Annotated in this window: 21 protein-coding genes; 1 reads left to right on the forward strand and 20 read right to left on the reverse strand. The window is 44.5% G+C overall.

What is annotated here, in order from left to right; all coding sequences use genetic code 11:
- Nucleotides 1-63 precede the first annotated feature (63 nt).
- The 9 genes from B9L23_RS15795 to zapA all read right to left on the reverse strand — a co-directional run bounded on the left by B9L23_RS15795 (nt 64) and on the right by zapA (nt 8,970).
- Nucleotides 64-837 (reverse strand): enoyl-CoA hydratase, encoded by a 774-nt coding sequence (locus B9L23_RS15795; RefSeq protein ID WP_081188821.1) that lies wholly within the window; start codon nt 835-837, stop codon nt 64-66.
- A 34-nt stretch (nt 838-871) separates the two neighbouring features.
- Nucleotides 872-1,456, reverse strand: a complete 585-nt coding sequence (locus tag B9L23_RS15800; RefSeq protein ID WP_089098346.1) for a fatty acid metabolism transcriptional regulator FadR — start codon at nt 1,454-1,456, stop codon at nt 872-874.
- Nucleotides 1,457-1,566: 110 nt separating this feature from the next.
- Entirely contained in the window at nt 1,567-3,240 is a 1,674-nt protein-coding gene (locus tag B9L23_RS15805) for a long-chain-fatty-acid--CoA ligase (protein ID WP_089097996.1), read from the reverse strand.
- Between the two features lie 99 nt (nt 3,241-3,339).
- Nucleotides 3,340-3,504, reverse strand: coding sequence for a hypothetical protein (locus B9L23_RS20600; RefSeq protein WP_167317814.1), 165 nt, complete (start codon nt 3,502-3,504; stop codon nt 3,340-3,342).
- 13 nt (nt 3,505-3,517) lie between these two features.
- Nucleotides 3,518-3,925 carry a DUF350 domain-containing protein gene (locus B9L23_RS15810; protein ID WP_089097997.1) on the reverse strand — a complete coding sequence of 136 codons (408 nt, stop codon included), beginning with the start codon at nt 3,923-3,925 and terminating at the stop codon, nt 3,518-3,520.
- Between the two features lie 15 nt (nt 3,926-3,940).
- A complete protein-coding gene (locus tag B9L23_RS15815) occupies nt 3,941-6,295 on the reverse strand; it encodes an endonuclease MutS2 (RefSeq protein ID WP_015864737.1) in 2,355 nt (784 codons plus the stop codon).
- 52 nt (nt 6,296-6,347) lie between these two features.
- The gene (gene polX / locus B9L23_RS15820; RefSeq protein ID WP_089097998.1) at nt 6,348-8,066 is read right to left on the reverse strand and encodes a DNA polymerase/3'-5' exonuclease PolX; all 1,719 of its coding nucleotides are present in this window, start codon (nt 8,064-8,066) and stop codon (nt 6,348-6,350) included.
- A 96-nt stretch (nt 8,067-8,162) separates the two neighbouring features.
- The gene (locus tag B9L23_RS15825) at nt 8,163-8,702 is read right to left on the reverse strand and encodes a CvpA family protein (protein WP_062677853.1); all 540 of its coding nucleotides are present in this window, start codon (nt 8,700-8,702) and stop codon (nt 8,163-8,165) included.
- A 4-nt stretch (nt 8,703-8,706) separates the two neighbouring features.
- Nucleotides 8,707-8,970, reverse strand: a complete 264-nt coding sequence (zapA, locus tag B9L23_RS15830; protein WP_015864740.1) for a cell division protein ZapA — start codon at nt 8,968-8,970, stop codon at nt 8,707-8,709.
- Nucleotides 8,971-9,091: 121 nt separating this feature from the next.
- Between zapA and rnhC the strand changes: the two genes are divergently transcribed.
- Nucleotides 9,092-9,997 (forward strand): ribonuclease HIII, encoded by a 906-nt coding sequence (gene rnhC / locus B9L23_RS15835; RefSeq protein WP_089097999.1) that lies wholly within the window; start codon nt 9,092-9,094, stop codon nt 9,995-9,997.
- Between the two features lie 101 nt (nt 9,998-10,098).
- Here rnhC and B9L23_RS15840 read toward each other — a convergent pair whose 3' ends face one another.
- The 11 genes from B9L23_RS15840 to pheT all read right to left on the reverse strand — a co-directional run bounded on the left by B9L23_RS15840 (nt 10,099) and on the right by pheT (nt 21,373).
- Nucleotides 10,099-10,764 (reverse strand): type 1 glutamine amidotransferase domain-containing protein, encoded by a 666-nt coding sequence (locus B9L23_RS15840; protein ID WP_015864742.1) that lies wholly within the window; start codon nt 10,762-10,764, stop codon nt 10,099-10,101.
- A gap of 109 nt (nt 10,765-10,873) precedes the next feature.
- Nucleotides 10,874-13,996: an MMPL family transporter gene (locus tag B9L23_RS15845; protein WP_089098000.1), complete on the reverse strand. Its 3,123-nt coding sequence runs from the start codon at nt 13,994-13,996 to the stop codon at nt 10,874-10,876.
- The gene (locus tag B9L23_RS15850; protein WP_089098001.1) at nt 13,993-14,445 is read right to left on the reverse strand and encodes a MarR family winged helix-turn-helix transcriptional regulator; all 453 of its coding nucleotides are present in this window, start codon (nt 14,443-14,445) and stop codon (nt 13,993-13,995) included. The genes B9L23_RS15845 and B9L23_RS15850 overlap by 4 nt, the downstream gene beginning before the upstream one ends.
- A 279-nt stretch (nt 14,446-14,724) precedes the next feature.
- Entirely contained in the window at nt 14,725-15,294 is a 570-nt protein-coding gene (locus B9L23_RS15855) for a DUF6036 family nucleotidyltransferase (protein ID WP_015864745.1), read from the reverse strand.
- Nucleotides 15,281-15,514, reverse strand: coding sequence for a hypothetical protein (locus B9L23_RS15860; RefSeq protein WP_015864746.1), 234 nt, complete (start codon nt 15,512-15,514; stop codon nt 15,281-15,283). The genes B9L23_RS15855 and B9L23_RS15860 overlap by 14 nt, the downstream gene beginning before the upstream one ends.
- A gap of 72 nt (nt 15,515-15,586) precedes the next feature.
- Entirely contained in the window at nt 15,587-15,964 is a 378-nt protein-coding gene (locus B9L23_RS15865) for a hypothetical protein (RefSeq protein WP_015864747.1), read from the reverse strand.
- On the reverse strand, nt 15,957-16,871 hold the full coding sequence (locus B9L23_RS15870; protein ID WP_015864748.1) for an ABC transporter ATP-binding protein: 915 nt from the start codon (nt 16,869-16,871) through the stop codon (nt 15,957-15,959). The genes B9L23_RS15865 and B9L23_RS15870 overlap by 8 nt, the downstream gene beginning before the upstream one ends.
- Nucleotides 16,872-16,873: 2 nt before the next feature.
- The gene (locus tag B9L23_RS15875) at nt 16,874-17,572 is read right to left on the reverse strand and encodes an ABC transporter ATP-binding protein (RefSeq protein ID WP_015864749.1); all 699 of its coding nucleotides are present in this window, start codon (nt 17,570-17,572) and stop codon (nt 16,874-16,876) included.
- Nucleotides 17,559-17,936 carry a GntR family transcriptional regulator gene (locus B9L23_RS15880; protein WP_015864750.1) on the reverse strand — a complete coding sequence of 126 codons (378 nt, stop codon included), beginning with the start codon at nt 17,934-17,936 and terminating at the stop codon, nt 17,559-17,561. Before B9L23_RS15880 ends, B9L23_RS15875 begins: the two co-directional genes overlap by 14 nt.
- Nucleotides 17,937-17,941: 5 nt before the next feature.
- Nucleotides 17,942-18,724: a hypothetical protein gene (locus tag B9L23_RS15885; RefSeq protein ID WP_089098002.1), complete on the reverse strand. Its 783-nt coding sequence runs from the start codon at nt 18,722-18,724 to the stop codon at nt 17,942-17,944.
- A 234-nt stretch (nt 18,725-18,958) separates the two neighbouring features.
- Entirely contained in the window at nt 18,959-21,373 is a 2,415-nt protein-coding gene (pheT, locus tag B9L23_RS15890; protein ID WP_089098003.1) for a phenylalanine--tRNA ligase subunit beta, read from the reverse strand.
- Between the last annotated feature and the right edge of the window lie 11 nt (nt 21,374-21,384).

A 21,384-nucleotide genomic window follows, 5' to 3' on the forward strand; every position in this document is an offset into this window, starting at 1 on the left:
TGAGTCCCTCCTTGTTTTGATTAAACATTACTTCAGTTTTAAAGATTCCGTCAATTAAAAACATTATTTACCATGAAAGACCGGCGGACGCTTTTCAATGAACGCTTGCACTCCTTCTTTCGCGTCTTCTGTTGTGAACATGCTTCCAAACAGCTCCGCTTCCTCACGCATTGCTTCTTGGAATGGTTTTTCTTTAAAAGAATTTAAAAGCTGCAATGTAGCGCGAACCGAAATCGGGCCTTTTTGCGCGATTTTTTTCGCCAGTTTTTTTGCTTCCTCGAGCAATTGTTCTTCTGGCACCGCTTTGTTTGCTAATCCCCACTGCACCGCTTCTGCTCCGGTAATCGGCTCGCTCGTCAACATCATCTCAGCCGCTTTGCCGAAGCCGACGTAGCGAGGAAGCCGCTGCGTGCCGGCAAAGCCAGGTATGATGCCAAGCTGCAGCTCTGGCAGGCCGAGTTTGGCGTTTTCGGAAACAATGCGGATATGGCAGCTCATCGCCAGCTCCAGTCCACCGCCTAGCGCTGCGCCATGGATGGCCGCAATCACTGGCTTTGGAAAGCGCTCGATTCGTTCCAACACTTGCTGTCCATTTTGCGACAGCGCTGTCGCTTCATCGCTGGACGCTATAGAAGTAAACTCTTTAATATCCGCTCCTGCGGAGAAAAATCTTCCTTCGCCGTGAAGAAGCACAACACGGACGTTATCATCCGCCTCCAGCTCATCGAGCAAGGCTGAAAGCTCTTTCAACACAGCGGATGAAAGAGCGTTTGCCGGCGGACGAGAAAACGTTACGTCCGCGACAAACTCTTCTTTATGGATACGAAAAAATTCCATCTCCTCTTCTCCCCCTTTAAACAAATATGCTGTCTTACGAAGATGCACAACCCTTTGTTAACAATTCATACACTGGATTTACTAATGCGACTAGATCATACTTTTGCTCGTTCATTACCCATGTCGTCACTGTTTCGTCAATCGCTCCAAAAATCATTTGCCTTGCAAGCCGAATATCTAAATCACGGCGAAACTCGCCTTTTTCGATTCCTTCTTTTACAATTTCGTCAATAATGCGCAAATATCTTTTTAACACATCGTTAATGCGATGTCGCAATTCTTTGTTCGATTGACGCAATTCCAGTTGAGTAACGATGGCTAAATGATGATCTGCGGCCAGTGATTCAAAATGTTTCTTTACTAATACGTACAATTTCTCTAAAGGACTCGAAATTCCTGCTATCTCTTGTTCAATTTTCTCAATAAAGGAGCCCATTTTTTCCTCAAACACCGATATAAGAATGTCTTCTTTATTTTTAAAATAAAGATAAATCGTGCCGTCTGCGACCCCGGCTCGTTTCGCGATTTTTGATACTTGCGCCTGGTGGTATCCATTTTCAGCAATCACTACCACCGCTGCATCGATAATTTGTTTAAATTTTGGCTTATCTCTCCTCAACATTCATTCTCCTTTACAAAAAACATGAATGATCGTTCATTCATGTTTTCATTTTAAGGACTCCTTATTTATTTTGTCAAGATGATCTTTTGCAAAAGCTTCAACAATCTTCATCCTTTCTTCATTTCTTCCTCCAGCAATGCTCTTCGCAAAATTTTCCCAACCGCCGTTTTTGGAAGTTCTTTGCGGAACTCATAAATTCGCGGTACTTTATATGCCGCCAATCGACTTCTCATAAATTGATCCAACTCTTCTTCCGTGCATTGCTCTCCTTGTTTAAGAACGACAAACGCTTTTACCGTTTCTCCACGATATTCATCTGGAACGCCAATAACTACTGCTTCCTGCACTTTCGGATGTTCATATAATACTTCTTCCACTTCACGCGGATAAATGTTGTATCCGCTTGCAATAATCATATCTTTTTTCCGGTCGACGATATAGAAATAACCGCGCTCATCCATATAACCAACATCTCCCGTATATAACCATCCGTCACGTAAAACATTCTCCGTTTCATGCGGCTGATTCCAGTATCCTTTCATCACTTGCGGCCCGCGAACAACGAGTTCACCAATTTCGTTCACTTTTGCTTCTTCCCCTGTTTCCAATGATATAATTTTCGCTTCCGTATCTGGCCATGGCACTCCGATGCTTCCTTTTACCCGTTCCCCGTCCCATACAAAATTGCTGTGAGTAACAGGCGATGCTTCCGTCAACCCATATCCTTCAATCAGTTTTCCGCCAGTCAATTTTTCAAATTTTTCCTGAACTTCCACCGGCAATGGTGCTGATCCGCTAATGCATACTTTGATCGATGACAAATCATAGCGCGATAAATTCGGGTGATTTAAAAGCGCAATATACATCGTTGGCGCTCCAGGAAACAACGTTGGTCTTAGTTTTTCAATCGTTTTTAATGTTGTTTCCGCATCAAATTTCGGCAAAAGAATCATTTTATACGCTTGCACAATCGCTAAATTCATGATCGTTGTCATGCCATATACATGGAAAAACGGCAAAACTCCCAAAATCGACTCCGTTCCTTTTCCGCATCGATACATCCAATGAGCGCACATCAACGTATTGGCGATTAAATTTCGGTGCGTAAGCATGGCCGCTTTTGGAACGCCGGTTGTTCCTCCGGTATACTGCAATAACGCGACATCTTCAACAGGGTCGATCTCCACGTTTGGCTCCATTGCGTTCGGACGGGCTATTATTTTGGAAAATAGATGCTGGTCGCTCCGTTCTTCCACTTTGACAATCACTGGCTGCTGCTTCCGCTGCATGAATGGATATAGCCATTTTTTTATCGTTGGCAAATAGTCTTTAATGCTCGTAATAATAAGATGTTTCACTTTTGTATTTGCTTTTACTTTCGCTGCTTTTGGATAAAGCATATCTAATGTGATGAGCACCGTTGCTCCGCTGTCGTTTAGCTGATATTCCAATTCGTGCTCCGTATAAAGCGGATTGGTCTGCACGACAATGCCGCCCGCGAACAGCACACCATAATAGCTGATAACCGCTTGTGGACAGTTTGGCAGCATAATCGACACACGATCCCCTTTTTGCAGTCCGATTTGTTTCAAATAATTTGCCAATGTGAGCGCCTGTTCATAAACTTCACGAAATGTAAGCGTTTTCCCAAAGAAATAAATCGCATCATGCTCGCCAAATTCCGCCGCCGTTTCCCGCAAGTAATCAGGCAATGTTTTATTAGGATAGTCAAGGTGATGCGGAATTTCCGGCGGATAATGAGTAAGCCATGGTTTTTCCATCGTACTCCCCCTTATCAAAAAAATTTCAGATGGTTTATTTTTATTTTATTACACTTTTTTGAATTTTACATCAAAAAAAACGCCCTATCTCATAGGGCGTTAAAAAAACAAATAGATGACGCCGATAAGAACAAAAAACACACATAGTATAAACAATAATTTTGCCAATGTTTCCATCGTTTTGTTTTTCCACGCTAAATAGACGATGCCAATGATCAAAAAAATTCCACATAAAACAAGCAACATTCTTACTAATGTCTCCATCTTTTAACTCCCTTTACCGAATTCCTTCTCCAATAACAAACGATAAGCCGATGGAAATAACCATGGAAATCAGCCCAACCGCCCGATTGTCTTTCGCAATCTCTTCGTCGATATTAAACTTTGGAGTAAGAAACTCATAAATAAAATACGCAACGAGTAGCAAAATAAAGCCATACACTCCCCAGCCGATCATCGCCAGCAGTGATTCATGATGGCGAAGAGCATAGCGAAAAATATTGGCAATACCAAAAATTTTCCCGGCTGTTGCCATCGCCACCGCGACATTTCCTTTTTGAATCTCTTCCCAATTTTTATATTTTGTCACTAGCTCAAATATAGTTAAAAACACGACCATGCATAAAACAGCCACGCTAAAATTGGCGGCAATCTTTACGATTTCGTTTTCCCAAAACGAACTCATCACGTTCTCTCCTCGTCATTTCAGTTCGACAATCGTTACCCCTGTTCCTCCTTCATTTGCTTCACCAAAATGGAAGTTTTTCACAGAGCGATGCTTTTTCAAAAATTCTTGCACCCCTTTGCGAAGCGCTCCTGTCCCTTTTCCGTGAATGATCGAAACGCGAGGATATCCCGCTAAAAGCGCATCATCAATATATTTTTCTAAACGGACTATCGCATCTTCGTACCGTTCCCCGCGCAAGTCAAGCTCCAATCCGACATGATAGTCTTTTCCTTTTACGGTAGCAAGCGGTTTTGTCTCCGTTTTCGGCGCACTGCCGATATATTCTAAATCCCGTTCGTTGATTTTCATCTTTAAAATGCCGAGCTGTACTTGCCACTCATCATCAGAAACCTTTTCCACAAGATATCCTTTTTGATTTAAACTTGTCACTTTTACTTCATCGCCAGGCTGAAAGGCGTGCTGCGTCTGTTTTTTTCTTTCTTTTTTCTTCTTCTCTAATGTTGGAATCGCTTCTTCTAGGCGTTTTTTCGCCTCAATCAGTTCATGCTCTTTAATTTCCGCTTGTTTTTCTTTTTGCATTCGGCGAAGTTCGCGAATAATTCGCTCAGCCTCTTGCTGGGAAGCGCGGACGATGTCGGCTGCTTTCCGTTTCGCTTCTTCTATTATTTCATCGCGTTTTTCATGAAGTTCTTCCCATTTTTGCTCCCAATCGCTGCGGAGTTTTTCCGCTTCCATGCGCGCTTCTTTTGCTTTTTTCTCTTCCTCTTCCGCCCGCTTCTTGCTTTGTTCTAGCGAAGCGATCATATTTTCCACTTTGTTGCTTTCTGCGCTAATATGCGATTTTGCCCGTTCGATAATGCGCTCATCGAGTCCAAGCCGCTTCGATATTTCAAAGGCATTGCTTCGCCCTGGGATGCCAATCAATAACTTATACGTCGGACGAAGCGTTTCGGTGTCAAATTCGACACTTGCATTGATCACGCCGTCACGATTGTATCCGTATGCTTTTAACTCCGGATAATGGGTGGTCGCCACCGTACGTGCTCCGCGCCCGTGCACTTCATCTAAAATGGCGATCGCCAACGCCGCGCCTTCTTGCGGATCGGTTCCCGCACCTAATTCATCGAATAAAACGAGACTTTCATGATCAACGTTGCGTAAAATATCAACGATATTGACCATATGAGAAGAAAATGTGCTTAAACTTTGTTCAATCGATTGCTCATCCCCGATATCCGCATAGACGGAACGGAATACTGCTAATTCAGAACCATCGAGCGCAGGAATAAATAAGCCTGCTTGCGCCATCAATGTCAATAATCCGATCGTTTTTAATGTGACTGTTTTCCCGCCGGTGTTTGGACCGGTAATAACGATCGTTGTATAGTCTTTGCCAAGCTCAATGTCATTCGGAACAACAACGTCCTGGTCAATGAGCGGATGGCGCGCCTGTAATAACCGGATATAGCCGCGATCATTCATCACAGGCTTTGTCGCTTTCAATTTATTGGCATATTTTGCTTTGGCGAAAATAAAATCGAGCTGTGCCAATATGTCGACATTTTCGAGCAATGCTTCCGCGTGTTCGGCTACAATGCTTGTCAACTCCGTTAAAATCCGCTCAATTTCTCGTTTCTCTTTGACACGCGCTTCTTGGAGCTGGTTATTTAATTCTACCACTGCTTGCGGTTCAATAAACAATGTTGCTCCCGAAGCCGATTGATCATGGACGATGCCGCCGTAAACACCGCGATACTCCTGTTTTACTGGAATGACGTAGCGGTCGTTGCGAATCGTAATAATCGCATCAGATAACATTTTTTGCGCCGACTGCGAACGAATGATATTCTCCAATTTTTCGCGCACCCGCGCTTCAGTTGTTCGAAGCTGCTGGCGGATAGAACGCAACCGTTCGCTCGCATGATCCATCACTTCACCATGATCATCAATACAGCGTTCAATGGCCTGTTGCACTTCCGGAAGCGCAGCAAGTTTTTCCGCATAGCCTGCCAAATGAGGAAACTCTTCTTTCTCTTCATGCAGCGATTCAATAAACTGCTTCAATTGCCGGCTTGCAGAAATGGTGCTCGCAATATCTAAAAGCTCATGCGGACTAAGCGTTCCGCCGATTTTCGCACGCTTGAGGCTTGCGCGGATGTCAAAAATGCCGCCGAGCGGAACGTGCCCGCGCAGACGAAGCGCGGCTACCGCCTCGTCTGTTTCTTCTTGCCAGTTTGTGACCTCGGCAAAATGCGAAGAAGGAAATAGTTTTTCTACCTTTTCTTTTCCTAATGACGAAGATACATGTTCTAATAACTGCTCTTTTACTTTATCAAATTCTAATACGTGAAGCACTCTTGTATGCACGGATGAAAAACCTCCATCTGAAAATTGTCAACCAATTCGATTCCGAATACGTTTACCGATTGCGCTGCAAAAAGCTGCGCAACTCTTCAAGAGACCATGTATTGATCACCGTTTCCTTGCGAATCCATCCTTTTCGTGCGGTTATGACCCCTATTTCCATATGGTCAAGCATGTCCAAATGGTGGGCATCTGTATTAATCGCGATTTTTACTCCAGCATCTTGCGCTTTTTTCAAATAGGAATACGACAAATCGAGACGGTTCGGATTCGCATTTAACTCAAGCGCCGTATTCGTTTCCCGCGCCAATTCGATAAGCATGTCTATATCTACGTCATATCCGTCTCGCTTTCCGATTAACCGCCCTGTCGGATGAGCGATCAAATCAACATGACGATTGCGAAGCGCAGCAGCAAGACGCTTCATAATCACGTCACGCGGCTGGGAAAAACTTGAATGAATCGCAGCGATGACAAAGTCAAGTTCTTCGAGAACGCCATCATCGTAATCAAGCGTCCCATCTGGCAAAATATCCATTTCTATTCCAGCCAAAATTGTAAAATCATCATATTTCGCGTTTAACCGTTCAATTTCTTCGCGCTGCCGCTTTAACCGTTCGACCGTCAGCCCGTTGGCGACCTTTAAATATTGAGAATGATCGGTAATCGCCATATAGCGGTAGCCTTTTTTCCGGCATGCTTCCGCCATTTCCTCGATCGAGCACGCTCCGTCGCTCCAAGTAGAGTGCATATGCAAATCTCCTTGAATGTGGGAAAGGCAAAGAAGCGAATAGTCGTCGCGATAGCGGTCGACTTCGGTCCCATCTTCCCTTAGTTCCGGCGGAATAAACGGCAACTGGAAATGGGCAAAAAACGCTTGTTCATCAGAAAATGTTTTCACTTCTCCCGTTTTCACATTTTCTACTCCATACTCACTAATTTTTTCACCGCGCTCTTTTGCCAGCTTCCGCATGCGGACATTATGTTCTTTCGATCCCGTAAAATGATGGAGCGTCGTGGCGAACTGCTCCGGTGTCACTAAACGAAAATCAACAGCAATTTCATACTCATAGCGAAGCTCTAGGGACACTTTCGTATCACCGTTTGCAATCACATCTGAGGCATTCGCTAGCTTCAATAACTGTTCCCGCACAAGATGCGGATCGTTCGTTGCGATAATGAAATCTAAATCTTTCACTGTTTCCTTCATTCGCCGCAAACTGCCGGCACGAGAAAAACGAACGATTCCTTCCATATTTTTAAGCTGATTTTCTATTTCCTCGGCAATCGGCAGCACAAAGGCTAACGGAAGCCGTTCCGGGCGAGAGCCGATTTCTTCAATGGCGGCTAAAAGCTTTTCTTCCGTTTTCTTTCCGAAGCCTGGAAGCTGCTGTACTTTCTGCTCGAGGCAAGCTTCTTTCAATGAAGCAATATCCACAATGCCCAGTTCTTGATATAGCTTTGCGATTTTCTTGCCGCCAAGTCCGGGAAGCCGAAGCAGGGTAAGCAAGCTCTCTGGAATTTCCTGTTTCAATTGTTCAAGAACGCTGGACGTTCCTGTTTCCAAAAATTCATGAATGACGCTTGCCGTCCCCTTTCCGATGCCGGGAATCGCGGTGAAATCGTCTATTTCCGCAATGCTTCGTTCATCAGTTTCCAATGCGCTTGCCGCTTTGCGAAACGCCGCAATTTTAAACGGATTTTCTCCTTTGATTTCCATATATAACGCAATCGTCTCCAGCAGACGAATGACATCTTTTTTATTTCCTTTCATTTTATCCCCACCTATCCGTACAACCCACTACGAAACATAATACAAGTTTTTTATGAAAAAGTACAAAAAAACTTCCCTATGAATATAGAGAAGTTACTATGCCATATAATGAATCCACATTTGCTTCAACATATCAGACAAAAACGGAGTGTGCTTCACAATCACCATTGCCATAAAAGAATGTTGAAGCTTCGTTTGTATGCTTTCAATTGGGATAAGCGCACCAACGTATAAAAGTAAAAATACGATTAAGTACACTTCGATAAATCCCAACGCTCCGCCAGTCCAGCGGTTAATGCTGCGAAGAATCGGCAATTGCGCCACAAAATCAAGCATCGAACCGATGATTTGCAGCACAATTTTCGTTGCGAAGAATAAAATCGCAAATGCGATCGCTCGATAGTATGCTTCATCCAAATGCGTGCTTTCAAACAGCAGTTTGGCCGTCTCCGGGGCGCCGAACGTCGGATACGGAATCCACAGACGCAGCGGCGGCACTAATTTTTCATAATAAAGATAAGCGACGACAAAAGCGATGATAAAGCCGGCCATATGAATAAATTGCAAAATAAATCCCCGTTTTAGACCAATCATAAACCCCATTAAAAGGATAAAGAGCAAAAGAAGATCGACCATTCCGTTACTCATCCTTTTCTTTATGTAGTTTTTGTAAAAGCCGATCATATTCTTCTTTTAATTTTATATAATCATGAACGATGTTAATGGCTGTCAGTACCGCTAGTTTACTAATATCCAATGTCGGATTTTTCTCGCTAATCTCCCGCATTTTATCATCGACAATGGATGCCACTAAACGAATATGGCTTGAGCTTTCTGTGCCAACGATCGTATATTGCTGTCCGTATATATCGACTGTCACCCGCGTTTTTTGTTGCTCCGCCAAATGATTTCCCCCATTCCTCAAAATCCTATTGTTTATCATAACATGAATGCTGATATAATGAAAAGATACGACTACTATGATATGCAAAAGAAAAAACGATAGTGATTAGGAGTGAATGGCCATGGCAAATCACGTCATCACGGCAACAGCGACGATGCTTGAAGAAATGCGGAATCATTACGCTTCCGATATAACCGGACACCTTCCTGCAGGTGCTTTGTTCGTTGCCAAACGGTCCGGCTGCACGATCACCGCTTACCGCACGGGAAAAGTGCTGTTTCAAGGAAAAGAGGCAGAACAAGAAGCGGCAAAATGGATGAAAGAATCGGATCAAAAGGAAGCGCCAGTCCCCCAGCCCCCCTTGGCTGCCGCATCGGCAATCGGCTCCGATGAAGTCGGAACCGGAGATTATTTCGGACCAGTTGTCGTTGCCGCCGCATATGTTGCCAAAGACCAAATGGATGCGATCACAGCAATGGGAATAAAAGATTCAAAACTATTAACGGATGAAGCCATCCGACGGCTCGCCCCGTCGCTTATGAACATGATCCCGAACCAAACGGTTATACTGTCCAATCCAATGTATAATGATTGGCAACGAAGCGGAATGCCGCAAACGAAAATAAAAGCGTTGCTGCATAATGAAGCGATTGGAAAGCTTGTCAAACAGCTTTCCCCTATAGAACCGGAAGCGATTATTATTGACCAATTTATTGAACGGGACTTATATTTTCGCTACCTCGAAAACGAAACAAATGTCGTCCGCGATCATGTGTATTGCTACCCGAAGGCAGAAACGGTTCATGTTGCAGTGGCCGCTGCTTCGATAATCGCCCGCTACGTATTTTTGCAGGAAATGGAGCGATTAAGCAAAGAAGTGGGCATGACATTGCCAAAAGGAGCGGGAGCGCAAGTCGATCAGGCCGCCGCCAATCTTATCCAAACGCATGGGCCTGCCATTCTCGAAATGTGCGCGAAGCTTCATTTTGCTAATACCGAAAAAGCAGCGCGGATTGCTAAAAAATAAACATAAAAAGAGGATGGCTCGAAAAGATCGTTATTAACGACCTTTTGAGTCAGCCTCTCTTTGTTCATACATAGACGAGTAAGTTTAGCTCCCGCTGCCGGTTAGCTTCTCTCCTCCAGCGCCTCAACAACCTTTTCCGCCGTGCTTCTGCTTGATTGCGGGTTTTGCCCTGTAATTAAATTGCCATCACGTACGGAGAAGTCCGTCCATTTTTCACCGTGGACAAAATTGGCGCCTCTTAAGCGCAACGTTGATTCAAGCAAAAACGGCATATATTGGTCTAATTGCACTTCTCTTTCTTCTTCATCTGTAAATGCGGTTACCGTTTTTCCTTTGACAAGCGGTGTTCCGTCTTTATATGTTACATTGACAAGCCCGGACGGACCGTGACACACAGCGCCAATGATTCTTCCATCTTCGGCAAATTGCTGCAGGACGTATTGCAATGTTTCATTATCTGGAAAATCGAACATCGTCCCATGACCGCCAGGAAGGAAAATCGCATCAAATCCAGTTGCATCGTCTTCGCTTAAGCGGGCCGTATTTTTCAACTCTTTTTCAGCTTCTGCCCAAGCTGGATCTTTTTCTTCAATGCTGCGCGGATCAAGCGGCACTTCCCCGCCTTGGATGCTTGCCACTTTCACGTCATATCCTTTTTCTTTAAAGACAAGATATGGAACGGCGAACTCCTCAAGCCAAAGCCCCGTTTTATGATCGTCGGTTATCGTTGTATGGTTGGTAACCACCATCAGCACACGCTTGCTCATTGGTTATTCCTCCTTGTATCGAATTCGTAATTTTATCATAGATTACCTTTCACAAAAGCACCAATAAATATGCTCAAAAAAAAGCGGGCTCCTTGCCAGAGCCCCTCCTTTACTTCATAAACGGCCACCAGTTTGCCTTGCCGAATGTTTTGACCATCACCGGCACGAACAGCGGCAGTACAACAAGCGCGTATAAAATTAATCCAGTCAGCACAATCGTCGCGATTTGCAAGAGCGACAAGACGCCGGACGGATACATTGCCGCAAACGTCCCGCCTAAAATAACAGCGGCCGAAATAATAACCGTTCCCATATTGCGCATCGCCAACAGCATCGCTTCCTGCACCGGTTTGTCACGATATTCGTTGAAGCGGTCCATCAAGAAAATGCTGTAGTCGATGCCAAGCGCGATTAAGATGACAAACGCGAAAAACGATACCGCCCAGTTCAAACCGGCGTAGCCAAGCCCATTGACGAAAATAAGCTCGGTTACTGCCATCGATGTGTAGTACGTCAAAATAAGCGATAAAATTAAATACATCGGCATAATCAACGAACGAAGCAAAACGATTAAAATAAGCGCAATGCCGGCAAGCATCAACACAACGGTGCGGGAGTAGTCATTCGACGAAATCGTGTGCAAATCGGAATAAATGCTCGTCACTCCGCCAACGGCAACTTTTGCATTTTCGAGTTTCGTATCTTTCACCGCACGCTCAACTGCTTGTTTAATATCATCGATTTTGTTCAACGCCGATGTGGAATACGGGTTTTCATCGAAAATCACATCAAACGTCACGACTTTTTTGTCTTTGGACATATACGCATCTTGCGCTTTGGCAAATTCTTTGCTCTCAAGCACTTGTTTCGGCAAATACCAGCCTGTCATTTCTTTGTTTGGCGAAGACGCAAGCTCGGATAAATAGCTTTCTGCGGAACCTAGGCCTTTCGATACTTTCCGAAGACCGTCGGCACTTTGATCAAGCCCTGTAATTAATTGACTCATTTGCCCGTCTAATTGGGAAAATCCTCGCAGCAGCTGTTCTTGCCCAGCGTTCACTTCGCTTAATCCATTCGACAGCTGCGGAAGACGCCCGATTACTTGACGCTGTCCATTTGCTGCTTTATCCATCCCTTTTTGCAGCTCGTCAAGCCCGGCGATCAGTTTGGTCATCCCATCAATCAACGCTTTTTGGCCGCTGATAAGCTGCACAAACGAGCCGTTCGCTTGACGGACTCCAGCGCTTGCCTGTTTGAGTGCGGTATTTAATTGCGTAAAACCTGCAGTCATTTGCTGGGATCGTTGCGCTAATCCCGCTGCAATCATTTTTGTTCGCTGATATTCCGGATCCTGTTGCAGCTCTGGATGTGTTTGCTCTATATGATTCAACGATGCGCTCACCGAGGATAATTGCTCCGATAGGGTGTTCATGCCGTCTTGCAGTTGTTCATACTGGCTGATAAGCGAAGAGAGCCCGGCACCCGCCTTTTCATATCCTTGCAGCAACTGCTCAGCGCCTCGCTTTAACTTTTTCGCATTATCCTTGATTGTTGCCAATCCTTTTTTGATTTCGCCAGCTCCCATCGAACCGCTGCGAATGCCTTGTTCAATTTGCGCAAGTCCTTTTTGGAGGTCGCTAACACCCATTTTGAGCCGCTTCGTTCCTGATGCAAGCTCTTCCATACCGTTTGTCGCTTGTTTTAATTTTGGCGCGGATGCGGAAAGCTGTTTGCCCGCTTGACTTAGTCCAGAGCTGATTTTCTCAATCCCTTCTTTTCCTTGTCCAAGACCATCTTTTAAGCTTTTCGCTTGCTCGGTGACAAACAATTGTTCAATTGGCTCCCCAGTCGGGCGTGTAACAGAACGCACTTTGTCGATACCATCGATTTTTTCGACTTCACGGCTGATTTTTTCAATAAGGGCAAAATATTCTTGCGAGTTCATCGCTTCATCGTTTTTCATGACGATTTGCGTTGGCATCGCTTCACCAGGATTAAAATTTTTAGCGATAATATTGAACGCTTTAACAGACGCATAGTCGTCACCAATTTCTTCAAGGGAATCAAATGACAAATCCCCATCATACGTTGCCAACACCGGAACGGTAATAACCGCAACGATGCCTAACGCAATGAGCGGTCTGGCAAACGCAAACCGTCCCGCGGCATCCCATAAGCGGCTTTGTTTATGCTCTAAATTTCCTTTCGCCGGCCAAAACAGATTTGGACCAAGCACCGCCATAAAAAACGGCACCAACGTCATCAGCGCAACAAGGAGCACCGCTACCCCAACCGCCACCGCGGCAGCCGATTGATATAACTTAAACGTTGATAATCCAATTGCGGCAAACCCGATCATCACCGCAATTCCGCTGAACAATACCGTTTTTCCAGCGGTGCGGTACGTGGCGACAATCGCATCCGTGCGGTTTTCGTGCTGCGAAAGTTCTTCCTTAAACCGGCTTAACAGCAAAATACAATAGTCCGTTCCGATTCCAAACAGCACGGCAACTAAAAAGATTTGCGTAAACGTAGAGAGCGGAAAATTCACTTGATCCACGAGAAAAGCGACAATCGACTGTGACACTAAATACGTCATCCCAACGGTGATAAGCGGAATGAGTGGCGCGACAAACGAACGGAACACGACAAGCAACACCACTAAAATAAACACAACCGTAATGCCTTCCGTCTTTTTCAACCCTTTCTGCGAGCTGACGACAACGTCTTCGTCAATCATCCAGCCACCCGTGTAATAATGTTCGACAGAAATGTCATCAATCGCTTTGTAAAGCGCCTTGCTTATTTCTTTCGCGCTTCTTCCGTTCCGCTCCAGCTTCACGGACGTTAAAATCGTCGTGCCATCTTTAGAAACAAGTTGATCTTTCAATTCCTTTTCTTTAAACGGGGAGATAATCTCGGTAATTCCGAGTTTCTCTTTTTGCGCTTCCAACTGTTTAACGGCGCGCTCCGCTTCCTTCCAATCGTTGTCCGTCAGCCCGCCTTTGCGGTAAAACACAAGTGCTGTTGACAGTTCGCTTCCTTTGTTCTCCTTCTTTTGCACTTCGTTTAAAATATCCATCGCAAGCGAAGACGAGTAGCCTTTTGGCACGCTAAGCTGCCCTTTCTCGCGGACAAGATCGGCCATGTTCGGCGCCGTCACAATAAGGATGACAGCAACGACAATCCACGCCAACAGCACAAACCATTTTCCTTTGACGATTCCTCTCACGATGCCCCCTCCATCTCTTGCAAAATGCAGGCAAGCTTTTCATACGTTTGAATAAACGTTTCAATTTCTCTCTCCGAAAATTTGGTTATGAACGATTCGACTAATTTATGAATTTTTTCTTCCGTTTCCGTAATCCATTCGTCCCCTCGCTCCGTCAGCGTCAAATAAACAACCCTGCGGTCGTTTTGATCGCGCGTGCGTTGAATCAAGCCTTTTTTGACAAGGCGGTTCGTCATCGCCGTAATCGCGCTTTTGTTTACGCCAAACAAGGACGCAAGCTCGGTTGATGTGCATTTTGCTTTCTTTTTTATGTAGCGAAGCAGGTAATATTGGTCGTTTGTCATATCCTCATCAAGCTCGCACTTCACGAGCGCTGCCGCTTTTTTCATCACGATAAAGGAAACAGATAAATATCGTTCTACTAAATCATGAATGTTTCTATACCGCAAGCTATCACTCCTCTTTGTAAAAAATAGTTCAATTATTTAACTATTTAATAATGTAACAATCTCCTAGAAAAAAAGTCAACTGAGAGATTTTCTTTTTCCAAAAAAAAAATGATATAAGGAGAAGTTCCATACAAGATTTCATTTCGCAACAAATAAAGCGAAATTTAAAAAACAATATATCGCCATTTTAGACGTCGTGATCTCACAATTGTCCTATCTTTATTCTCATTATTTATCTTATCACCACAGGCATCCGTACTCTTTGCTCATTTCCCGTTTTCACTTGTTATATTGTTGAATCCATTCTTCTAAGTGTACTGCCGTTCCATCCGTCTTTGCCATTTTTCTCATATATTCCAAGTCTAATCGTTCAGCGTGAAGAAAAAGCATTCTTTTTCCCCATTCGCAATCCGAAGTAGATTTCCAATGAACACAAGCTCGCAAGCGATCTAAAATAATATCTTCAATGCCAATCACATATACTTTTAATCCGTCTTTCATTCGCAACTCTATCACTTTATCGTAATCAGCGTCTTCTAGCATATCATTTGGAATTTCAATGCTTATCATCAATTCTTCGTGATACCAATGCCGTCCCGCTGGTGTGAAGCCTAACTGTACAAGCAAATCACCAGCACGTTTTCGATCGCTAACAATAAGATCGATATCAACGGTCGTGTAATCGCTTCTTGTGTATATTTCTACCGCTAATCCTCCCACAATAATTGGACGAATGCGGTAAGGTTCTAGGAGTTTGGTCAAAATGGCCGTCACTTGCACCATTTTTTCAAACGAGGTTTTGGAACGAAGCGTACGAAGTCTTTGTTTTGCTTCCTCAATCGAATTCATAATACCACACCCGCTTGCTCAAGTATTTTACTTTTCCTTCTATTTCTGCCTTTTTCCATTTTTTTTTACATAGGTCATCTAATATTTTAGCTTCGTTTTCATCACGAGCCCGTGTACGGATATTGCGCTCTTTTCCTTTTGTCTGCAATATGTCCCGTTCCACATCACTTTTTTTCTCCAAAATCCACTCACTCAATTCAGAAAAATCCATTTTTTTCATTATGTCATCACTCCGAATCGCTTATATAGTTTTATTATACCTTTTTATCCCATATTCTGCCCACGACAATCGCTATCCAAAAAATATAATGAAGGATGTAAACAGTGTGATCAGCGCAATAATGTCTGCAGAATTCACCAAATATCCCCAGAACGTATTGGACGCCACAGGTTTTATATTATGCTCTAGACGATACTCATTGATTTTCAACTGCTGTTCGAGATGATTTTTATACATTTTTGGCACCTTTTCCTCAGAAAGCTGGGCTTCCATTTCCTTTATCTCCGAAACAACTTCTGCCTTCCAGTTTGCCGGTTCTTTATATGTTGCTTTTGTAATCAGCGCTCCCGCTAATGCCGACAAGGCAAGAAGCCCGATCATGAACCATGTGCCAATACGGCGGTAAATTTTCATATTTTCGTTTTGAATTAATGAAAGAATGCTAGACAATTTCATTCCCTCCCGTCATTTCTAAAAATCTTTCTTCCAACGATTTCGTAAGAACTTGAATGCCATATACTTTGATATTTTCTGACACTAAGGCGGCATTCAAGCTTGGTATTTCCTTATAATCGATGGAAACTTCAATTCCTTGCTTTGCCGGTGTGATGTTCATATGAGGATAGATGTTTTTGATCACGGTTAGCGCTTGTTCCACCGGCTCTACGGTAAGCAGCACTTTTTGAGCTTGTTTGGACAGTTCTTGAACCGATTCAATTCCTACTAATCTTCCATGTTGAATAATCGCAAAGCGGTCGCACATCATTTCCATTTCCGATAGAAGATGGCTTGAAACGATGATCCCCAGCCCTTCTTCTTTCGCCAGCTTGCGCAAGTAGTCGCGGATTTCGCGGATGCCGGCGGGATCGAGCCCGTTTGTCGGTTCATCCAAAATAAGCAAAGATGGCCGGTGAAGCAATGCCTGCGCTAATCCTAATCGCTGTCTCATTCCAAGCGAGTACGTTTTTACTTTGTCATGAATTCGTTTTTCCAAGCCGACTAGCTTGACAACTTCATTGATGCGCTCTTTGGTGACCCCTTTTGTCATGCGCGCATAATGTAGCAGATTTTGGTATCCGGTTAAAAATTTATACATCTCCGGATTTTCGACAATAGCGCCGACATGCTGAATCGCTTTTTCAAAGTCTTTTTGAATACTGATTCCATTGATCAGCACTTCGCCGCTGGTAATTCCCATCAGTCCGACAATCATGCGAATCGTTGTTGTTTTTCCGGCTCCGTTCGGCCCAAGAAATCCAAACACTTCCCCTGGAAATACCTCGAGCGACAAATCATGGATAATTGTTTTCTTGCCAATATCTTTTCTGACATTTTTCAATTGCAAAAGCGGATTCATGGTTATTCCTCTCCCTTATAAATTTTTTTCAGCCGGTTTACTACACTATCGCGGCTTGTTTCTCTTAATTCATCGACGCGGACGCGCTCCGCCACTTTTCCATCGCGGAGGAAAATCGCCTCATCCAGCAATGGTTCGACTTCATCGATTTCATGCATCGTCATCACCATCGTCTGCCGTTCTAGATCGACAAATGAAATCAGTCCTTTGACAATGGATTCGCGCACCATCGGATCAAGGCCGGACAGCGGTTCATCCATCAATAAAATCGGCGCTTCCCGCGCTAACGTAAAAGCGATTTTCGCGCGGCCGCGTCCACCTTTGGACAGCTGTCTTAGCTTTTTGTCAGGCTGGATTTCCATAAACTCTAAAATGTCATACGCTTTTTCTGTGCGGAAATCACTAAATTGCGAAGCGTAAAACTCCAGCATATCCTGAACCGTAAAGCTGTCATAATAGACGTCCAATTCCGATAAATACGCGACTTTGCTGCTGATTTTTCTCGTTGCTTCCATCCCATCTACCAGCACTTTTCCTTTCGTAGGAAAAACGAGTCCGGCAATCAATTTCAAAAAAGTCGATTTGCCGCTGCCATTGGCGCCAAGGACGCCGATGATTTTTCCTTTCTCCAAGCTTAGAGAAACATCATCGAGCGCCGTAACGCTGCCAAACTTTTTTGTCACATGCTCAAATTGAATCATTGCTCTCCCCCCTGTAGTTTTTCAATGAGGTAATCATATCGTCCAGCGTAAATCCCAGCTCTGTCATGTTCCGTATAAAATCAGCCACAATATCCCGCTTTAGCTGTTCACGCAACCGTTCGATGACTTCCACATTTTCCGTGACAAACGTTCCTTGACCGCGCCGCGTTTCCACAATCCCCATCCTCTCCAGTTCACTATATGTGCGCTGTATCGTATTCGGATTCACTCCTGTTTCCACTGCCATCTCGCGGACAGACGGCAGCTTATCTCCCGCCTTCCATTCATTTCGTACAATCTTTTTATTTATTTTTTCCATTATTTGTATATAAATAGGTTTCGTTGTATCAAACTCTTCTACCACGATGCTTACACCTCAACTTTTCTGTCAATTAACCAAATAGAAGCGCAAAATACGAGAACAGCCATAATACCGTAAAAAACGCCTGCTCCTATTGATATAGTTTCAATCTTTTGGATCATTATCCAGCCCTCAGTCGCATTGTGCTCGAACGTAATCCCCGGCACTGCTATTTTTTCCCATCCCGTTAACCATTCGAATATGTTTGTTTTCATAAACTGCGAAAATAGCCAGCCTAACAGAAAATAAATAAGCGCAACGATCAGCCCCGAGAGTTTTGGAATCATTTGTTTACAGATGAGGTAAATCACCCAATAAAACAAACACAAGACCGCCATATGGACAGATAGCAGCACAATAGACAGAACCGCCAGCACACCGCTTTGGATAAAAAGCTCATGATTCCACATTTCCTCATGGAAATACCTCTCTTTTATTCCAAGCGATGCAATGTAGGTAAATAGCACTGAAACAAACAGGGAAACAAGCAGGCTGCCAAACGCGATCAGCAGTTTGGCGCTTACCAATCGAAATACCGGCTGCGGGGTGTGAAGCCATAAATGAAGCCGCTTCGTTTCTGTTTGCAAGCTGAGAGCCATAAATATCAACATATAAAAAGCATGCAAGCATGTGACAATCAATGATGGAACAAACATCGCTATCGGCTCATCGTATTTTAGAGCGAATAAATATGCCACTATATTAACGGCGATCACGATTCCAACCGTAGTCCATATCCACAGTTTCGAGATGCGCCATTCTTTTTTTAATAAGCCAATCCACGGATTCATTCTTATCCCTCCAATAACAGTGAATTAGTGTTCTAGTTAGATAGTACACTAGTTCAAAATAAAACGTCAACCAATTTTTTACGGCAACAAGACACATTTTCGCCTCTTCATTCGTAATACCATACCCGTTTGTTCAAGTATAAAACAGAAACGCTACCTTCGCTGCTACATGAAACTCCTCTCTTTGCAAAAAATCCCCCGCCTTATGTTTCCGCATAAGACGAGGGATTCTATTTATCCGCGCAATGTCGCGCCGAATTGCTGTTCCACTGCTTGGATCACTTTTTCATGAACGGCGGTTACTTCTTCGTCTGTTAATGTGCGTTCCGGATCATAATAACGGAGCGAGAAGGCGATCGATTTTTTGCCGTCTGGGAGGCGGTCACCCTGGTAGACGTCGAAAATGGATACTTCTTTTAATAGCTCGCCGCCCGCTTCGATAATCGCTTTTTGCAGCTCGCCGGCGACAACGTTTTCATCGACGACAAGGGCGATATCGCGGGTGATCGACGGGAAGCGCGGAATCGGCGAGTAGCGAATATCCTCGACTTCCGCGTTTAATAAGTCGGTCAAGGCAAGTTCAAAGACATATGTTTCTTTTAAATCATATTCTTTTTGCACGACCGGATGGAGCTGACCGACAAACCCAATCGTCTTGCCATCTAGCAAAATATGAGCGGTGCGTCCCGGATGCATATGCTCGCGTTTCGCTTGTTTATATTCAATGCGGTTCGTTAAGCCTAGCAATTCGAACAATCCGTCTAAAATGCCCTTGGCTACATAGAAATCAACCGCTTTTTTCTCGCTCTGCCATAAGTGGGCATGCCATACGCCTGTTAAGACTCCAGCGAGACGTTCTTTTTCACTTGGCAGTTCATTCTCGCCATTGGCGAGATATACCGCACCTGTTTCATAGACAGCGACGTTTTCGACTTGGCGCGCGCGGTTGTAGCTCGCTACTTCCAACAGATGAGGCAGCAAGCTTTGACGAAGGACGCTGCGCTCTTCGCTCATCGGCAGCGCCAAGCGGATCGGTTCCGCCGTTTCTAACGCGAACATCATCGCTTTTTCCTCGCTTGTCAGAGAGTACGTAATCGCTTGGAACAGGCCAACGTCTTCTAAGTAACGGCGCACTTGCCGGCGTTTTGCTTGATAAGGGGTCAATTTGCCCGGTTTTGCTTCCGCGACTGGCAAGGTTGCCGGCAGACGGTCATAGCCGTACAATCTCGCTACTTCTTCAATAATATCTTCTTCAATCGAAATATCCCGACGGCGTGATGGAACGGTAATCGTAAATGTTCCGTTATCTTCGGTAAACGCAAATTGCAAGTTCGTTAAAATCGTTGCGACTTCGTCTTTCGTAATCATCGTGCCGAGCACGCGGTTAATGCGGTCCAACGTAATGGTGACCGTCACTTCTTTCTCTTTTAACGTATTGACTTCAACAACGCCGCCAACCACTTCACCGCCAGCGTACTCTGCCATTAACGCGGCGGCGCGGTCGAGTGCTTCTTTTGTCCGTGCCGGGTCAATGCCTTTTTCAAAGCGCGTGCTTGCTTCACTGCGCAAGCCGTGATCTTTCGATGCTTTGCGAATGACAGGGCTCGTGAAATAAGCCGATTCGATAAACACCGTTGTAGTGTCATCTCGTACTTCGGAATTCGCACCGCCCATGACGCCAGCCAACGCCACTGGCTCCGTACCGTTTGTAATCACAAGGTGGTCTTCCGTTAACGTACGCTTCGTATCATCCAATGTGACAATTGTTTCACCTGCTTTCGCGCGGCGGACAACAATCTCCTTCGAACCGAGACGGTCATAGTCAAACGCATGAAGCGGCTGGCCGTACTCCAGCAAAATGTAGTTCGTAATATCGACCACGTTGTTATGCGGACGGATTCCTGCCGCCATCAGGCGCGTTTGCATCCAAAGCGGCGATGGGCCGATTTTCACGTTTTTCACAATGCGTCCTGCATATAATGGATTGTCTTGGGGCGCATCGACGCGCACAGAAATATAATCATGGACATTTTCGTTATTTTCTTGAAGCTCAATGGTTGGAAGTTTCACGTCTCTCCCTAAAATCGCCGCCACTTCATATGCGACGCCAATCATGCTTAAGCAATCGGCGCGGTTTGGCGTAAGTCCAAGTTCTAACACTTCATCGTCTAAATTTAATAATTCCAATGCATCGGCGCCAACCGGTGCGTCGCTTGGAAAGACGAAAATGCCATCAGCGTACTCTTTCGGAACTAATTTTGATTCAACACCGAGCTCTTGCAAGGAACAAATCATGCCGTTTGATTCTTCTCCGCGCAGTTTTGCCCGTTTAATTTTCAAATTGCCTGGCAAAACTGCACCGACTTTCGCAACCGCTACTTTTTGCCCTTTGGCGACATTTGGGGCACCGCAAATAATTTGCACCGGCTCGCCTTCTCCGATATCAACGAGACATTTGCTCAATTTATCGGCGTTTGGATGTTGTTCGCGCTCAAGCACATGTCCAACGACAACGCCTTTTGCCCCTTTATTCAATACTTCCACACTTTCGACTTCAATGCCGCTTTTGGTGATGAGGTCGGCTAGTTCTTTTGCTGTTATTCCCGTAAGGTCTACATATTCTTGCAGCCATTTATAAGAAACAAACATCGGTCAAACCT

Source organism: Parageobacillus galactosidasius (genome assembly GCF_002217735.1).
Taxonomy (GTDB): domain Bacteria; phylum Bacillota; class Bacilli; order Bacillales; family Anoxybacillaceae; genus Parageobacillus_B; species Parageobacillus_B toebii.

Bases quoted from the DNA above. Each gene is read 5' to 3' on its own strand.
- B9L23_RS15795 (WP_081188821.1), bottom strand. From the start codon at position 837: ATGGAATTTTTTCGTATCCATAAAGAAGAGTTTGTCGCGGACGTAACG.
- B9L23_RS15805 (WP_089097996.1), bottom strand. From the start codon at position 3,240: ATGGAAAAACCATGGCTTACTCATTATCCGCCGGAAATTCCGCATCAC.
- B9L23_RS20600 (WP_167317814.1), bottom strand. From the start codon at position 3,504: ATGGAGACATTAGTAAGAATGTTGCTTGTTTTATGTGGAATTTTTTTG.
- B9L23_RS15810 (WP_089097997.1), bottom strand. From the start codon at position 3,925: ATGAGTTCGTTTTGGGAAAACGAAATCGTAAAGATTGCCGCCAATTTT.
- polX (WP_089097998.1), bottom strand. From the start codon at position 8,066: ATGAAAGGAAATAAAAAAGATGTCATTCGTCTGCTGGAGACGATTGCG.
- B9L23_RS15825 (WP_062677853.1), bottom strand. From the start codon at position 8,702: ATGGTCGATCTTCTTTTGCTCTTTATCCTTTTAATGGGGTTTATGATT.
- rnhC (WP_089097999.1), top strand. From the start codon at position 9,092: ATGGCAAATCACGTCATCACGGCAACAGCGACGATGCTTGAAGAAATG.
- B9L23_RS15840 (WP_015864742.1), bottom strand. From the start codon at position 10,764: ATGAGCAAGCGTGTGCTGATGGTGGTTACCAACCATACAACGATAACC.
- B9L23_RS15855 (WP_015864745.1), bottom strand. From the start codon at position 15,294: ATGAATTCGATTGAGGAAGCAAAACAAAGACTTCGTACGCTTCGTTCC.
- B9L23_RS15860 (WP_015864746.1), bottom strand. From the start codon at position 15,514: ATGAAAAAAATGGATTTTTCTGAATTGAGTGAGTGGATTTTGGAGAAA.
- B9L23_RS15870 (WP_015864748.1), bottom strand. From the start codon at position 16,871: ATGAATCCGCTTTTGCAATTGAAAAATGTCAGAAAAGATATTGGCAAG.
- B9L23_RS15875 (WP_015864749.1), bottom strand. From the start codon at position 17,572: ATGATTCAATTTGAGCATGTGACAAAAAAGTTTGGCAGCGTTACGGCG.
- B9L23_RS15885 (WP_089098002.1), bottom strand. From the start codon at position 18,724: ATGAATCCGTGGATTGGCTTATTAAAAAAAGAATGGCGCATCTCGAAA.
- pheT (WP_089098003.1), bottom strand. From the start codon at position 21,373: ATGTTTGTTTCTTATAAATGGCTGCAAGAATATGTAGACCTTACGGGA.